14 protein-coding genes are annotated in these 14,551 nt (G+C 70.1%); 4 read left to right on the forward strand and 10 right to left on the reverse strand.

Annotated elements, in window-relative coordinates; genetic code table 11:
* Positions 1 to 172: 172 nt before the first annotated feature.
* From LPC04_RS19085 to LPC04_RS19095, 3 genes are all read left to right on the forward strand, one after another.
* On the forward strand, positions 173 to 1,159 hold the full coding sequence (locus tag LPC04_RS19085) for a malate dehydrogenase (protein ID WP_275683865.1): 987 nt from the start codon (positions 173 to 175) through the stop codon (positions 1,157 to 1,159).
* A gap of 195 nt (positions 1,160 to 1,354) precedes the next feature.
* Positions 1,355 to 2,377, forward strand: coding sequence for an HpcH/HpaI aldolase/citrate lyase family protein (locus LPC04_RS19090; RefSeq protein ID WP_275683866.1), 1,023 nt, complete (start codon positions 1,355 to 1,357; stop codon positions 2,375 to 2,377).
* A 117-nt stretch (positions 2,378 to 2,494) separates the two neighbouring features.
* Complete coding sequence (locus tag LPC04_RS19095) at positions 2,495 to 3,199, forward strand: hypothetical protein (RefSeq protein ID WP_275683867.1); 705 nt, start codon at positions 2,495 to 2,497, stop codon at positions 3,197 to 3,199.
* Between the two features lie 94 nt (positions 3,200 to 3,293).
* Here LPC04_RS19095 and LPC04_RS19100 read toward each other — a convergent pair whose 3' ends face one another.
* The 4 genes from LPC04_RS19100 to LPC04_RS19115 all read right to left on the reverse strand — a co-directional run bounded on the left by LPC04_RS19100 (position 3,294) and on the right by LPC04_RS19115 (position 9,429).
* The gene (locus tag LPC04_RS19100) at positions 3,294 to 6,188 is read right to left on the reverse strand and encodes a type II/IV secretion system protein (protein ID WP_275683868.1); all 2,895 of its coding nucleotides are present in this window, start codon (positions 6,186 to 6,188) and stop codon (positions 3,294 to 3,296) included.
* Positions 6,189 to 6,317: 129 nt separating this feature from the next.
* Positions 6,318 to 6,536: an anti-sigma factor family protein gene (locus LPC04_RS19105; protein WP_275683869.1), complete on the reverse strand. Its 219-nt coding sequence runs from the start codon at positions 6,534 to 6,536 to the stop codon at positions 6,318 to 6,320.
* Positions 6,533 to 7,111: a sigma-70 family RNA polymerase sigma factor gene (locus tag LPC04_RS19110; protein ID WP_275683870.1), complete on the reverse strand. Its 579-nt coding sequence runs from the start codon at positions 7,109 to 7,111 to the stop codon at positions 6,533 to 6,535. The genes LPC04_RS19105 and LPC04_RS19110 overlap by 4 nt, the downstream gene beginning before the upstream one ends.
* A gap of 71 nt (positions 7,112 to 7,182) precedes the next feature.
* The gene (locus LPC04_RS19115) at positions 7,183 to 9,429 is read right to left on the reverse strand and encodes a putative bifunctional diguanylate cyclase/phosphodiesterase (protein WP_275683871.1); all 2,247 of its coding nucleotides are present in this window, start codon (positions 9,427 to 9,429) and stop codon (positions 7,183 to 7,185) included.
* A 174-nt stretch (positions 9,430 to 9,603) separates the two neighbouring features.
* Between LPC04_RS19115 and LPC04_RS19120 the strand changes: the two genes are divergently transcribed.
* Entirely contained in the window at positions 9,604 to 9,870 is a 267-nt protein-coding gene (locus tag LPC04_RS19120) for a BufA1 family periplasmic bufferin-type metallophore (RefSeq protein WP_275683872.1), read from the forward strand.
* Between the two features lie 13 nt (positions 9,871 to 9,883).
* Here the strand turns inward: LPC04_RS19120 and LPC04_RS19125 are convergent, their stop codons facing one another.
* The 6 genes from LPC04_RS19125 to LPC04_RS19150 all read right to left on the reverse strand — a co-directional run bounded on the left by LPC04_RS19125 (position 9,884) and on the right by LPC04_RS19150 (position 14,550).
* Entirely contained in the window at positions 9,884 to 10,654 is a 771-nt protein-coding gene (locus tag LPC04_RS19125; RefSeq protein WP_275683873.1) for an energy transducer TonB, read from the reverse strand.
* A 12-nt stretch (positions 10,655 to 10,666) separates the two neighbouring features.
* Positions 10,667 to 11,089 carry an ExbD/TolR family protein gene (locus LPC04_RS19130; RefSeq protein WP_275683874.1) on the reverse strand — a complete coding sequence of 141 codons (423 nt, stop codon included), beginning with the start codon at positions 11,087 to 11,089 and terminating at the stop codon, positions 10,667 to 10,669.
* Positions 11,090 to 11,108: 19 nt separating this feature from the next.
* Complete coding sequence (gene tolQ, locus LPC04_RS19135) at positions 11,109 to 11,804, reverse strand: protein TolQ (protein ID WP_275683875.1); 696 nt, start codon at positions 11,802 to 11,804, stop codon at positions 11,109 to 11,111.
* A complete protein-coding gene (ybgC, locus tag LPC04_RS19140) occupies positions 11,801 to 12,223 on the reverse strand; it encodes a tol-pal system-associated acyl-CoA thioesterase (RefSeq protein ID WP_275683876.1) in 423 nt (140 codons plus the stop codon). The genes tolQ and ybgC overlap by 4 nt, the downstream gene beginning before the upstream one ends.
* Before the next feature lie 159 nt (positions 12,224 to 12,382).
* A complete protein-coding gene (locus tag LPC04_RS19145; protein WP_275684058.1) occupies positions 12,383 to 12,799 on the reverse strand; it encodes a TssQ family T6SS-associated lipoprotein in 417 nt (138 codons plus the stop codon).
* A 23-nt stretch (positions 12,800 to 12,822) separates the two neighbouring features.
* Entirely contained in the window at positions 12,823 to 14,550 is a 1,728-nt protein-coding gene (locus LPC04_RS19150) for a serine/threonine-protein kinase (protein ID WP_275683877.1), read from the reverse strand.
* Between the last annotated feature and the right edge of the window lies 1 nt (position 14,551).

Below are 14,551 nucleotides of genomic sequence, written 5' to 3' on the forward strand. Positions count from 1 at the left end.
TGTATAAGACATAAGATGATTGACCCTGTTCGGGTTTTTCCCTGGAGTCGCAGTAAACTTCGGCCCCAGCCCCGGGCTCGATCGCATGTCGGGTCGCCCGTGCCAGTTCTCGGATCGACGGCCTCGCCGCTGGTCCTTCATCGGTCCATCCTCTCGTCTCGGAGACATTTCCATGAGCAAGTCCCCCGTTCGCGTCGCCGTCACCGGCGCCGCTGGCCAGATCGGCTACGCCCTCCTGTTCCGCATCGCCTCGGGCGAGATGCTGGGCAAGGACCAGCCGGTCATCCTGCAACTGCTCGAGATCCCCGACGAAAAGGCCCAGAAGGCGCTCAAGGGCGTGATGATGGAACTCGACGACTGCGCCTTCCCGCTGCTGGCCGGCATGGAAGCGCACGGCGACCCGATGACCGCCTTCAAGGACGCCGACTACGCGCTGCTCGTCGGCGCCCGCCCGCGCGGCCCCGGCATGGAGCGCGCCGACCTGCTGGCCGCCAACGCCCAGATCTTCACGGCGCAAGGCAAGGCGCTGGACAAGGTCGCCTCGCGCAACGTCAAGGTGCTGGTCGTCGGCAACCCCGCCAACACCAACGCCTACATCGCGATGAAGAGCGCGCCCAGCCTGCCGCGCGAGAACTTCACCGCCATGCTGCGCCTGGACCACAACCGCGCCGCCAGCCAGATCGCCGCCAAGACCGGCACCAAGGTCGGCGACATCGAGAAGCTGACCGTGTGGGGCAACCACTCGCCCACCATGTACGCCGACTATCGCTTCGCGACGGTCAACGGCAAGGCCGTCAAGGACCTGATCAACGACCAGGTCTGGAACGCCGACACCTTCCTGCCGACCGTCGGCAAGCGCGGCGCCGCCATCATCGAGGCGCGCGGCCTGTCGTCGGCCGCCTCGGCCGCCAACGCCGCCATCGACCACATGCGCGACTGGGCCCTGGGCTCGAACGGCAAGTGGGTCACGATGGGCATCCCGTCGAACGGCGAATACGGCATTCCCAAGGACGTGATGTTCGGCTTCCCGGTCACCACCGAGAACGGCAAGTACAAGATCGTCGAAGGCCTGGCCATCGACGAGTTCAGCCAGGAGCGCATCAACAAGACGCTCAAGGAACTGCAGGACGAGCAAGCCGGCGTCGCCCACCTGCTGTGACATGACGACCCCAGTCCGCTGAGTACAGCGGACAGCCCCCAAGGGGCGCGCGGCCTTGCTCCGGAGCGGCCGAGCGCGGCGGCCGCGCAGCTTGCGCCCTTCGCTCGAAGGGCCAGCATGCGAAGAGGCCGCAGGCGAGCTATCCTGAACGCGCGGCATCGACCGCGCGTTTTTCATTCCAGGGAGACTCCGGCGATGCACACCACCGCGCCGCATCCGCGCGACGTCCTGTTCGAGGACGGCGATCCGACGACGTCGTTGCCGGTCTGCGACCACTACTCCGGCGTCGAGGCGCGCATGCGCAAGAGCCTGGAGCTGCAGGCCGAACTGGGGCCGGTGTTCGACGTCACGCTCGACGGCGAGGACGGCGCGCCCGCGGGCGGCGAGGTCGAGCAGGCGCACCTGATCGCCGAACTGGTGCAGTCGCCGGCCAACCGCTACGACCGCGTCGGCGCGCGCATCGTGCCGCGCGGCCATCCGGCATTCGAGAAGATGCTGGAGGTGCTGCTGCGCGACGCCGGCACGCGGCTCGCGTACCTGATGATCCCGAAGTCGCGCGACGCCGCCGACCTCGAGGCCGCCGTGCACGCCATCGACGTCGCCGCGCGCGCCGTCGGCCTCGCGCGCGAGGTGCCGCTGCACGCGCTGGTGGAGACGCACGGCGCGCTGCGCGACGTCGAGCTGATGGCGGCGCATCCGCGGCTGGAATCGCTGTCGTTCGGGCTGATGGACTTCGTCTCCGCGCATCGCGGCGCGATCCCGCAGTCGGCGATGAGCGCGGAAGGGCAGTTCGCGCATCCGCTGGTGGTGCGGGCCAAGCTGGCGATCGCGGCCGCGTGCCACGGACATTCGAAGACGCCGTCGCATTGCGTCGTGACCGAGTTCAAGGACGCGCGTGCGCTGCAGCGCGCGGCGGAGCGCGCGTGCCGCGAGTTCGGCTACACGCGCATGTGGAGCATCCACCCCGACCAGGTCGAGGTGATCGTCGACGCGTTCGCGCCGACGGCCGCGGAGGTCGACCTGGCCGTCGAGGTCGTCATGGCGGCCCAGGCTGCCGACTGGGGCCCGATCCGCCTGCGCCACAACGGCCGCGAGCACCTGCACGACCGCGCGAGCTATCGCTACTTCTGGCACGTGATCGAGCGCGCGCACCGCACGTCGGCAGGCGGCCATTCCCAACTGCCCGCTGAGGCGCGCGTGCGGTGGTTCGGTCATTGAAAGCGTGACGCAGTTGGCATCCCGAAGCCACGAAACAAGGCGTTGCACCTGAATGTGTAACTCGTGGGGGTGCTTGGCCGACAATTCGGTACCGTCCAAAACCGGAGAGCTCTCCTGATGTTCCGCACCCTGACTGCCGCCGCCGCCCTGGCCACGCTCACCCTGTCCTCCGCGTTTGCCCAGAGCGCCGCCACGCCGGCGGTCAATGCCAAGCCCAGCCCGGCCAAGACGGCCAGGAAGCCCGCCGGCAAGGCGGCCGCCGAGCCCGTCTCCGCCACCAACGACAACCTGAACGAGGGCCAGCTGTCGATGGCCGACCGCGTGATGACCGGCATCGCCGACTGCGAGTTCAAGGAGAAGGTCGACGTCGAGAAGATCCCGGGCCACAACGGCAACTTCAAGGTCGTCTACGACCACAAGACGTACATCATGGTGCCGGAAGAGACCACCACCGGCGCGATCCGCCTGGTCGACACGGCCGGCGCCGTCGTGTGGATCCAGATCCCGATGAAGTCGATGCTGATGAACCAGAAGGAACATCACCGCCTGGTCGACAACTGCCAGGAAGACGAGCAGCGCATCGCGGTGCAGTCGTCGCAGAAGGCCGGCGCCAACGCCGGCGCGCTCGCGCCCAGCGTCGCGTCGCCGGGCTCGATCGCCGCCGCGGGCGGCGTCGCGGCCAACAACGCCGCGGCCCTGGCCAACGGCTCGACGGTCACGCAGACCACCACCACGACGACCACGGTCAAGGTCATGCCGGCGGCACCGACCACCAACAGCGCCGCCGCGCCGTCGACGGCCGCGTCGGGCATGTGGAAGTGATCCTCGCGTCACGCGCGCGCTGACCCGCGCGCGCACGTGGAAACGCCGCCCGGCTTCGCAGCCGCGCGGCGTTCGTCCTTTGCGGCGGACGGCGTCAGTTGTTCGACGTCGCGCGCACCTCCTCGATCGTCGTCACGCCGGCCAGCACCTTCTCGATGCCGTCCTGGCGCAGCGTGCGCATGCCTTCGCCCATCGCGTGCTGCTGGATCTGCTCGGCGCGGCCGCCTTGCTGGATCAGGTGCCGCACGCCCTTGGTGACGGTCAGCAGCTCGTGCACGCCGGCGCGGCCCTTGACGCCCGTGTTGCCGCACTTGGCGCAGCCCGTGCCCTTGTAGAACATCAGGCGGCCGTCGACGGCGTAGCGACTCGTCCAGTCGGCCAGCGTGGCCTCGCGCGTCGGCGCCTGCGGGTGGTCGCCCCAGATGTGCAACGAATCGTTCAGCAGCTCCTCGATCTGTTCGTCGGTGGCGGGCGTCGAGGTCTTGCAGCCGCTGCAGATGCGGCGCACGAGACGCTGGGCCAGCACCGCGAGCAGCGCGTCGGCGAAGTTGAACGGATCCATGCCCATGTCGAGCAGCCGGGTGATGGTCTCGGGCGCGCTGTTGGTGTGCAGCGTCGACAGCACCAGATGGCCTGTCAGCGACGATTCGACCGCGATCTGCGCCGTCTCGTTGTCGCGGATTTCGCCCACCATGATCACGTCCGGATCGGCGCGCAGGAACGCGCGCAGCGCCTTCGCGAAGGTCCAGTCGATCTTCGGATTGACCTGCACCTGGCGCAGCCCGGCCTGCGTGATTTCGACCGGATCCTCGGCCGTCCAGATCTTGCGCTCGGGCGTGTTGATGAAGCTCAGCGCCGAGTGCAGCGTGGTCGTCTTGCCGGAGCCGGTCGGGCCGACGCACAGCACCATGCCGTACGGACGCTCGACCGCCTTCTTCAGGTGCGACAGGTTGTGCGGCGACATGCCCAGCGAATCGAGCGGCAGCGGCTTGGCCGACGCGAGGATACGCAGCACGGCGTCCTCGAGGCCGTTGGCCGTCGGGATCATCGCCACGCGCAGCTCGATCGGGCAGCTCGGCACGAAGCGCGCGAAGTTGATCTTGCCGTCCTGCGGGCGGCGGCGCTCGGAGATGTCGAGGTCGCACATGATCTTCAGCCGCGCGACCAGCGCCTGCCGATAGGTGTGCGGCAACTCGAGGTACGGGCGCAGCAGGCCGTCGACGCGGAAGCGCACCTTGACCTTCTCGCGGCCCGGGCGCGTCTCGATGTGGATGTCGGACACGCCCTGCGTGTGCGCCTCGACGATCATCGAGTTGATCAGCCGCACCAGCGAGCTGTCGGACTGTTCGACGGCATCGTCGCTGTCGTCGGAGAGCGCCTTGCCCATGTTGTCGCCGGGCAGCTCGAGCGCGGCCAGCAGCGAGTCGCTGCTCTGGCTCTCGGGCACCGGCACGGCGCTGAATTCCAGCGTCATCTCGTCGAGGCCGCCCTTGGCGTAGAGCAGCGGGATCTGTTCGAGCAGGTTGCCCGCGGCCGGCAGCACCGGCACGACCTTGGACTGCGTCAGGAACTCGGCCTCGTCGATGCGGTCGCGCCGGGACGGATCTTCCGTCGCGACGATCACCTTGCCGTTCATCAGGCCCAGCGGCAGCATCTCGAGCCGCTGCGCGGCGGCCACCGGCAGCTTGCGCAGCGCCTCGATGTCGATCGGGAAGGCCAGCACGTCGACCTGCGGATAGCCCATCTTGCGGGCCAGCGCGGTCTGCAGGTTGCTCCGCGTGATGAGGCCTTCGTTGACCAGCAGCTCGCCCAGCGGAACCTTGCGGTCCTTGCCCTGGTTGGTGAGCGCGGCGGCGAGCTGGCCCTCGGTGATGTAGCCGAGCGCGATCAGCGCCTCGCCGATGCGCACCATCGGCATGCGGCTCTGCGCCTCGATCGCGGCATGCAGCTGCTCGGGGGTCTTGACGTGGTCGCTGCGCAGCGCGTCGCCAGGGCGTTGCGGCTTGGGCTGCTGCTTCTCGGCCTCGGCCAGCGCCTCGGTGATCTGCGGCGGCGACGCGGTGGTCTGGAACACCAGCGGATCGAGCATCGGCAGCGATGGCGCGTCGTCAGGCAACTGCGCCCGCTTGATCTCCAGCGCCTCGCGCAGCTCCTCGCGCGAGATCACGCCGTGGTTGACCAGCAGCTCGCCCAGCGGCAGGTTGCGGTTGCGCGTCTGGCTGCGCAGCGCGCTGGCCAGGTTCTCGGGCGACAGGATCGTCAGCGAGATCAGCGCCTCGCCCAGGCGAAGCATCGGCGTGCGCGACTGCAGCTCCAACGCCTGCTGCAGCTGCGGCGGCGTGATCAGCTCGACCTCGACCAGCATCTCGCCCAGCTTCAGGTTGCGGATGCGTTGCTGCTCGGCGAGCGCGTCCCGCAGCTGCTGCGGCGACAGCGTGTGCTGGCTGACGAGCACTTCACCGAGGCGCGGTCCGAAGTCGACCCGGCGATAGGCGCTGCGCGGGTAGAACATGCGCTGCACCAGGCCGGACTCGCCGATCGGCGGGAACAGGAACAGTCCCTGATCGTTCTCGACGTGGCTGATGGTGCGGCCCGTGTGCGATTTGCCGTTGTTCAGCTGCACCTGGAATTCGGTGTCGCCCGGCACGCGGTCGGCCCAGCCGGGCGCGGCGTTGACGCCGTTGCTCGACGGCATCACGGGCTCGGTGAGCGTCAGGCGCTGGAACTGGCCGAAGCGCAGCTGCATCGGCGAGCGCGCCGGCGGCACGAAGACGGTGGCCAGGCCCGTGTTCGCGTCGAACTGCGCCAGGCGGGCATTGAAGCTCTTGTCGTTGAGGCCGAGGATCGCGCACGGCTCGCTGGTGCCCAGCGGCCACGCCGTTCCCGCGTTCGCGGCGGGCGGCATGGCCCACAGCGACGACTCGGCCGGGGCGCGATCCGCGGAGCGAAGCTCCGGGGCGTTCAGGGGAGGCAGCGATAGATCGGACATGGCATTTGCGCGCGTGCGCATCCACTCCCCATCGACATGTGGGGGCCTTGTCGATTCTGGAAGCGCGGCCCCGCTGCGAAGCCGCGAATAGAGCGGCCATCGGCCGCCAGTTCGGTGGCGCGGCCCCGCTCAGCCGCCGGAGCCGTCGTGCTCGTCGTGCTCCGCGTAGCGCTTCCACTGCGCCATGGCCCGGTTCATCAGCTTGACCTGCCCGGTGAAGCGCGTGCACATCAGGCAGATGCCCAGGTGGAAGCGCACCGCGACGCGCTCGACGACGCTCAGTGCCCGATTCTCGCGCTCGAGGATCAGGCGGGTGACTTCGCGGCAGTTGCGATAAAACAAGCTCATCGGGCAGTTGCGGGAGCGGCAGGGTGGGCATCGAACCAGCCGGCCTGCAGGCATTCGCGCAGGCGCAGGCGGGCACGGTGAAGCAGCACCCACAGGTTGGTCGTGGTGATGGTCAATTCCTTACACACCTCGTCCGACGACAGCTCCAGCCACTCGCGCGCCAGGAACACGCGCGCCTGCGTCGGCGGCAGCTTGTCCAGGCAGGTCTGCATCACGTCGACGAACTGGCGCTGGCGCAGCACGTCGTCCGGGTTGCCCCAGTCGGCCGGCATCTCGCGCCAGTGGCCGTCGGGGGCGAACAGCAGGTCGTCCAGGTCCTCGCTGTCGTCGCTGGTCAGCACCGTCGCCTCGCGCTTGTGGCGGCGCAGCTGGTCGATCACCTTGTGCTTGAGGATGCCCACCAGCCAGGTCTTCAGCTGCGACTGGCCGGCGAAGGACTGCGGCTTTTCCAGCGCGGCGACGACGGTCTCGGAGACGGCGTCCTCGGCCCACGCCTCGTTGCGCAGCTGCGTGCGCGCGAAGCGCAGCAGCTGCGGCTGGAGCGTCTCGAGTTGCTTCGCGAAATCGTTGGCCATGGCGGATGCGGGCGGCGCGCCGGAGGCGGCGCAGCGCGAGTATCGCCGAGGTCGGGGCCGCCTTGTCCCGCTCAGGCGGCGAGGGCGCCCCCGCCGGCATGTCCGACGGGCACGGCGGTCAGGCGGCGCGGGAGCCACCCGCTGCGCTCGCGTTCCAGCCAGGCCACCAGCTCGGCGGCCGGCAGCGCGCGCGTGAAGAGGTAGCCCTGCGCGACGAGGCAGCCGGCGCGGGCGAGCCACTCGCGCTGGCCGGGGGTCTCGACGCCCTCGGCCACCACCTGCAGTCCGAGCGCCTGGCCGATCCCGATCACCGCGTCGGCCAGCGCGCGGTCGCTGGCCTCCTGCTCGAGATCGGCGACGAAGCTCTTGTCCAGCTTCAGTTCGCTGACCGGCAGCCGCTTCAGGTAGCCGAGGCTGGAGTAGCCGGTGCCGAAATCGTCCACCGAGAGGCGCACGCCCATCTCGTGCAGCGTGCGCAGGTCGACGCGCGTGCGTTCGTCGTCGCTGAGCATCACGCGCTCGGTCACTTCCAGCATCAGCGCGCTCGGCTTGAGGCCGTGCAGCGACAGCAGCCGCTGCACCTGCGCCGGCACGTCGTCGGAATGGAAGCGCAGCGGCGAGACGTTGACCGACATGTTGGGCACCGGCACGCCATCGCGCTGCCAGGCCGCCAGCTGCGCGCACGCGGTCTCCAGCACCCAGGCGTCGATCGCGCCGATCAGGCCGCACTCCTCGGCGAGCGCGATGAAGCGGTCGGGCGGCACCGAGCCGAGCTGCGGGTCGTTCCAACGCACCAGCGCCTCGACGCCGGCGCAGCCGCTGCCGTCGAGATACATCTTGGGCTGGTAGTGCAGCGCCAGCCCGCCCGCGGCCAGCACCTGTCGCAGCGCGCTCTCCATCTGCATGCGCTGCGCCACGACGTCGTTCATCGTCGTCGTGAAGAAGCGCGACGCGCCGCGGCCGCCGCGCTTGACCTCGTACATCGCCATCTCGGCGTTCTTGACGAGCCGCTCCAGCTCTACGCCGTCCTGCGGGAACAGCGCGATGCCGATGCTGGTGGACACCTCGATCTGCATGCCCGCGATGCGCAGCGGCGCGGCCAGCGCCAGGCGCAGGCGCTCGGCGGCGTGCATGGCCTCGACCGGGCTGCAGCGCGGCAGCATCGCCGCGAACTCGTCGCCGCCCAGCCGCGCGACGGTGGCGTTCTCGCCGGTCTCGGCTTGCAGGCGCAGCGCCGTCTCGCGCAGCACTTCGTCGCCGGCGCTGTGGCCGAGGGAGTCGTTGGTGGTCTTGAAGCGGTCGATGTCGAACAGCAGCAGCGCGCCGGGCGCCTGCACGCGAACCGCCATCTGCAGCGTCTGGCGTGCGCGGTCGGTGAACAGGCGCCGGTTGGGCAGGCCCGTGAGCGGGTCGAAATACGCCAGCCGCTCGATCTCGGTGCGGTTGGCCTCGTGCTGCAGCGCGACCCGGCACAGCGGCACGCAGGCCTCGACCATGCGCCGGTGGAACGGCGGCGCCGCACCGGGCGTGCGGTAGTAGAGCGCGAAGGTGGCGACGACCTCGCCGTTGCCCGCGATGATGGGCGTCGACCAGCAGGCCGCCATCGGCAGGATGTGCAGCAGGTCGCGGTAGTCCGCCCACAGCGGGTCGGTGGCGATGTCGGTCACCTCGACCGCCTCGCGTCGCCAGGCCGCGGTGCCGCACGAGCCCGCGCGCGGGCCGATCGGCGCGCCGTGCAGCGCATCGACGTAGGCCGGCGGCAGGCTGGGGCCGGCGATCGGCGTGACGGTGCCGTTCTTCTCGACGAGCAGCACCGAGCACGCGACCTCGGGCGCGAGCGACTCCACGCGGCGGCACAGCAGGTCCAGCACGGAGCGCAGCGGTCGCCCGAGCGCGATCGATTCCAGCACCTCGCGCTGCAGGCCGTCGATGGCCTCGGCCTCGATGCGGTCGGCGATCGGGATCAGCAGCAGCGCCGTCAGCTCGCGGCCGCCCTCGATCACGGCGCGCGCGCGCACCTCGAGCACGTGCGGGCGGCCGTCGGACCCGCGCATGGTCAGGCGGGGCGGCACGCGGGTGTCGGCCGCGTGGCGGATCGTCTGCCAGTGGTCGGGCGTCAGGTCGTCGACCAGCGCCGCCAGCGGCCGGCCGGCGAGCGCCGCGGCGTCCGTGCGGGCCCAGCCCGCGAAGAAGTCGTTGGCGAGCACGATGCGCGCCTGCTCGTCGAGCCAGACGACGCCGAGGTCGATACCCCGAAACGTATCGAGCAGGAGCTGCGCCTCGAGGGCAGCGGTCGGTGCGGCAAGGTCGCTGGACAAGCACGGACTCCCGGGTTGGGAACGCGGTCTATGAGCGGGGCGTGGACGATTGTGCGAGCAGCGCCACGAGGTCGCAACGCCCCAATTGTGGGGAATTATCGACCGGGCGATTGAACCGGTCGCGCCCGAAACGGTACAAACTACGCACCCCTTTCCGACAAGGAGCGACTCTTCATGAACAAGTGCATCATCGCGACGTCCACGCTGGCCTCCGCGCTGGCCTTCGCCCTTGCCCCGGCGCACGCCGCCGACGCCAAGCCCGCGCAGGAGAAGTGCTTCGGCATCGCCAAGGCCGGCCAGAACGACTGCGCCTCGGCCGCCGGCTCCCATTCGTGCGCGGGCCAGGCCAAGGCGGACAACGACGCCAACGACTGGAAGTACGTCGCCAAGGGCAGCTGCGAGAAGATGGGCGGCTCGATCACTGCGGGCGCCAAGAAGTAGGCGGTTCGAGCCGTCACGGGTTGAACGTGACGATCACGTCGGGCGGCAGCGAGCCATCGGTGTCGCGCGGCAGCTTCTGAGTGCCGATCACCGCGCGCAGCACGGCGTCGTCGAAGGCGGCATTGCCGCTCGACTTGGTGATCTTCTGGCTCAGGATCGAACCGTCGACACCCAGCCGGATCTCGATGTCGGGCGAGCGCAGGCCGCTCATCGAGTCGGTGTAGACCAGGTGCTGCTTGATCAGCGCGGCCACCTTGCCCGCCCAGTTCGCCGAAGGCCCCGAATTGCGCGCGGCCGTGCCGGTCGCGGTCGCCGGCGCATCCATCTGGCCCATCATCCGCTTCAGGTTCTCGTCATGCAGCTTCTGCAGCGCCTTGGCGTCCAGCTTGGGCTGTGGCGGCGGTGGCGGCGGCGCGGGCTTGGGCGGCGCCGGCTTGGGTGGCGGGGGCGGCGGCGGAGGAGTCGGCTTGGGCGGCTTCTTCTCCTTGATCTGCTCGACGACGATGTCAGGCGGCTTGGGCGTCTCGACGGCCGGGGGCGGCGGCGTCTCCACCGCGGGCGGCGGAGGCGGCGTCTCCACCGGCGGCGGCGCCGCGGCCTCGGGTACCGCCGACCACAGCTCCGCCGTCGATTCCACCGCCACCTGCGAGCTGCGCCAATGCAGCCCCCACCAGAGCGCGCCGATCAGCGCCAGGTGCGCGGCGATCGAGATCGTCACGCCGGTGCTCCACTCCTCGGTCTGGGGCGGACGGTCAGTGGGGCGATGGCCGAAGATGCTGGTCATGCCGAGACTTGTCTAGCCAACTTGCTTCACGGCAAGCCCGACGCGTTGCACGCCCGCGCGCTGCAGCGTGTCCATCACCTTGACGACGCTCTCGTAGCGCACCGCCTTGTCCGCGGCGATCACGACGGGCACGTCGCTGCGCCCGCCCTGCAGCTCGTTGACGCGCGCGGCGAGCGCGGGGATCGTCGTCGGCTCGGGGTCGGCCTTGTCGATGCGGATCTTGATGCGCTCGTCGGTGCCGACGATCACCTCGATGACCGACGGCGGGCGCTGCTTGGCCTTGCCCATCGAGGGCAGGTCGACCACGCCGGTGGTGATCAGCGGCGCGCTGACCATGAAGATGATCAGCAGCACCAGCATGACGTCGATGAACGGCACCATGTTGATCTCGCTGATCGAGCGGCGGCCGCGGCCGCGTGAGACGACGCCTGGCATGGCGGTTTCTCTCAGGTTCTCAGCGCACGCCGGCCGCGCCCTGTTGCGGGGCGGCGGCGTTGCGTTGCAGGATGTTGGAGAACTCGTCGCTGAAGCTGTCGAGCGCGGTGGCGATGCGGTCGATGTCGCGCGCGAAGCGGTTGTAGGCGACGACGGCCGGGATCGCGGAGAACAGGCCGATCGCGGTGGCCACGAGCGCCTCGGCGATGCCCGGCGCCACGGTGGCCAGCGTCACCTGGGTCATGTTGGACAGGCCGACGAACGCGTTCATGATGCCCCACACCGTGCCGAACAGGCCCACGTACGGGCTGACCGAGCCGACCGAGGCAAGGAAGCCGAGGTTGCCTTCGATCGCGTCGAGCTCGCGCTGCAGGCTGGCCTTCATCGCGCGGCGCGCGCCATCGAGCTGCGTCGCGGTGTCGAGGCGGCGGTCGCGCAGCTTCATGAACTCGCGCATGCCGCTGGAGAACAGGCGCTCCAGCGGGCCCGTCTCGGCCTGGTTGGAGGTCTGGCTGTAGAGGTCGGTCAGGCTCTTGCCGGACCAGAAGTCCTGCTCGAAGGCCTCGTTGCGGCGCTTGATCTTGCCGAGCGATCCGAGCTTGGAGAAGATCAGGCCCCAGCTGAACAGCGACGTCAGCAGCAGCCCTGCGATGACGATCTTGACGACGATGCTGGCATGCAGCACCAGCTCGATGATGGAGAGATCCTGGTTCATTCAATCGCCTCGAAGATGGGGCTGGGGATGCGGTGGGGTTTCATGGTGGCGCGCGCGACGCAGCCGATGCGGATGTCGCCCTCGGCGAGCAGCCGGTCGCCGCACCAGGCCTGCTGGGCGATGCGCAGGCTGGCGCGTCCGCGCTCGCGCACGTCGACGGTGATGATCAGCTGGTCGTCCAGCCGCGCCGGCCGCAGGTAGCGCACCGTCGTCTCCTGCACGACGAACATGCAGCCGGTGGTGTCCACCATCTCCTGCTGGCTGTGACCGAGCGCGCGCAGCCACTCGGTGCGGGCGCGCTCGAAGAACTTCAGGTAGTTGGCGTAGAACACGATGCCGCCGGCATCGGTGTCCTCCCAGTACACCCGCACGGGGTGACGGAAATGCGGGGCCGGGGGGGAGGATTCTTCAGGTTTCATTGGGCGACGCGATGATACGGCACCGCACGAGGCCCTTGTTCCGCGCGCGGCCCGCACCGATGAGCAAATATCGGGCCGTTGCACGGCCCGTCGCCCCGACGAGCGCAGGTTCGACCAACGCGACGGCGCGAAGTTCGCTGCCGGCGCCGTTACCAGTTTTTACTGGCGCGATTTCAGGTAGACCGGGCCCCAGACCGGATGCCCGGCCTCGGCGTGGCTCAGCACGAAATTGGGATCGGCGGTGCGCGCGGCGCGGAACTCGGCCTCGCAGGCCGCGAGCCGGTTGCTGGTGCAGTAGACGAACGCCCGCAGCTTGTGCGCGGTGGCGACGTCGCGGTTGCTGCGCAGGCCCAGCTTCATTGCCTCGTTGGCCTGGCGTTCGACGGCCGGATAGTCGGCGTCGTCGTAGGCGCGCATCGCGCCCATCAGCGCGCGTTCGGCGGGGCGTTCAGTGAGGTCGGTCAGGCCCAGCGGCGCCTGTTGCTGCGGCGTCTCGCACGCGGTCAACGCGCCGAACACGGCCAGCGCGGCGAACGCCCGGGTGAGGCGGACAAGGCGGATCGAGGTGGTGATCATCACGGCGTTGGCGAGTGGTTGGGTCAGGGACCGAAGCGGTGGCGCAGCGTGACCGGGCTTTCGCCGTCGACGGTGACCGTCGTCGTGTAGGCCGGGAAGTCGGTGTTGCGCACCGTGATGGTGTGGTTGCCGGACGCCAAGGTCAAGCGTGTCAGCGGCGGCGAGATGCCCATGGGCTTGCCGTCGACCTCCACCTGGCCCCACGGACTCACCGCCAGCTGCACGACGCCCTCGGCGAGCACCGCGGAGATCGGCACGCCCTCGGTGACGGTGGCCACGGCCATGGCCTTGCGCCGGCGCGCGGCTTCGGCCTTGCTGACGACGGTCTTCCCGCCGGTGGCGTCGCTGGCGCCCGCTGCGGTGGTCGCGATGGCGGGAGCGGCGACAGCGGACGCGGGCGGCGCGGTGACGGCGTCAGGCGCTGCCGCACTTGCGCCGGCGGACTGCGTGGCGGCGGTCGACGCCGCAGCCGCGGCGGAAGCGGCCGCGGCGGCCTCCTCTGCGGCGGCGGCGGCCGCGGAGATCGTGACCGCCGACGGCGGCGCCTCCGCGACGCGGACCGCGGCGGGCGCGCTGGCGGCCGGCGGGATGGCCGCGACGTCCGGAGTCGCCCCGCCGAACTTCATCCAGGCCAGCCCGGCACCGAGCGCGATGATCGCGAGGCCCGCCAGCGGCAGTGCGAGGCGCGCCATGCGCTTGCCTGCCGGCTCGGCGGCCTGTCCGCGGGCGTCGTTGCGCAGCGCTCGCGCCTCGGCCGAGTCGACCCAGTGGCGCAGCTCCATCGACAGGTGGCGCGCCGACGGGTAGCGCTGGTCGGGGTCGTGCGCCATCGCGCGGCTCGCGATCACCGAGAGCCCCAGCGGGATCTTGGGCGACACGCGGTGCGGCGGCACGGCGTCGCCGGCCTTGACGGCCGACGTGATCTCCTCGAGCGAGCTGCCCTCGAACGGCTTCTTGCCCACCAGCAGTTCGTACAGCACGACGCCCAGGGAATAGACGTCGCTGCGGCGATCCACCGAGCGGCCGTCCATCTGCTCCGGCGCCAGGTAGTAGGGCGAGCCGGCCATCGCGCCTTCGAGCGCGGGCACGTCGCGGTGCGCGACGCGCGCAATGCCGAAGTCCAGCACCTTCGGGTGCATGCGGCCGGTCATGAAGATGTTGGCCGGCTTGACGTCGCAATGCACGACGCCCTTGCGATGCGCGTAGGCGAGCGCGTCGGCGACGCGGCGCACGACCTGCGCCGCCTCGATCGGGCCCGGGCGCACGCCTTGTTGCAGCAGGTGGCGCAGGTCCTGGCCTTGCAGCCGCTCCATGGCGATGTAGACGCCGGTGTCGGACGGCCCGGCGTCGAACACGGTGACGATGTGCGGGTGCGACAGGCCGGCGGCGGCGCGCGCCTCGTTCAGGAACAGCGCGTCGAGCGCCTCGCGGGCGGCCGGGTCGGCGTCGATGTGCAGGGTCTTGAGCGCCACTGTGCGCGACAGCAGCGGATCCCACGCGGCATAGACGGTGCCGAGCCCGCCCTTGCCCAGGATGGTCTTGAGCGCGTAGCGCCCGACATGGCCGATGCTTTCGCTCTCGACGATGGGCGCGGCGCCGGACAACACGGGTGCCGGCGGCGGCTGGAGGACGCCGTCGGGCGACTGCGCCTGGGCCATGCGCGCCGCCGCGGCGTCATCGACGACCGTCGTTTCGAAGCTCGAGTCGGTGGCGTCCACCGTCTCGGCGCGCCTGAAGAGATTCCATCGCATG

It is taken from the genome of Scleromatobacter humisilvae (genome assembly GCF_023231945.1).
GTDB lineage: Bacteria > Pseudomonadota > Gammaproteobacteria > Burkholderiales > Burkholderiaceae_C > Scleromatobacter > Scleromatobacter humisilvae.

Coding starts and splice junctions, on each gene's coding strand:
- LPC04_RS19125 (WP_275683873.1), bottom strand. CDS start 10,654: ATGACCAGCATCTTCGGCCATCGCCCCACTGACCGTCCGCCCCAGACC.
- LPC04_RS19095 (WP_275683867.1), top strand. CDS start 2,495: ATGTTCCGCACCCTGACTGCCGCCGCCGCCCTGGCCACGCTCACCCTG.
- LPC04_RS19145 (WP_275684058.1), bottom strand. CDS start 12,799: ATGATCACCACCTCGATCCGCCTTGTCCGCCTCACCCGGGCGTTCGCC.
- LPC04_RS19105 (WP_275683869.1), bottom strand. CDS start 6,536: ATGAGCTTGTTTTATCGCAACTGCCGCGAAGTCACCCGCCTGATCCTC.
- LPC04_RS19130 (WP_275683874.1), bottom strand. CDS start 11,089: ATGCCAGGCGTCGTCTCACGCGGCCGCGGCCGCCGCTCGATCAGCGAG.
- LPC04_RS19090 (WP_275683866.1), top strand. CDS start 1,355: ATGCACACCACCGCGCCGCATCCGCGCGACGTCCTGTTCGAGGACGGC.
- LPC04_RS19085 (WP_275683865.1), top strand. CDS start 173: ATGAGCAAGTCCCCCGTTCGCGTCGCCGTCACCGGCGCCGCTGGCCAG.
- tolQ (WP_275683875.1), bottom strand. CDS start 11,804: ATGAACCAGGATCTCTCCATCATCGAGCTGGTGCTGCATGCCAGCATC.
- ybgC (WP_275683876.1), bottom strand. CDS start 12,223: ATGAAACCTGAAGAATCCTCCCCCCCGGCCCCGCATTTCCGTCACCCC.
- LPC04_RS19150 (WP_275683877.1), bottom strand. CDS start 14,550: ATGCGATGGAATCTCTTCAGGCGCGCCGAGACGGTGGACGCCACCGAC.
- LPC04_RS19100 (WP_275683868.1), bottom strand. CDS start 6,188: ATGTCCGATCTATCGCTGCCTCCCCTGAACGCCCCGGAGCTTCGCTCC.
- LPC04_RS19110 (WP_275683870.1), bottom strand. CDS start 7,111: ATGGCCAACGATTTCGCGAAGCAACTCGAGACGCTCCAGCCGCAGCTG.
- LPC04_RS19120 (WP_275683872.1), top strand. CDS start 9,604: ATGAACAAGTGCATCATCGCGACGTCCACGCTGGCCTCCGCGCTGGCC.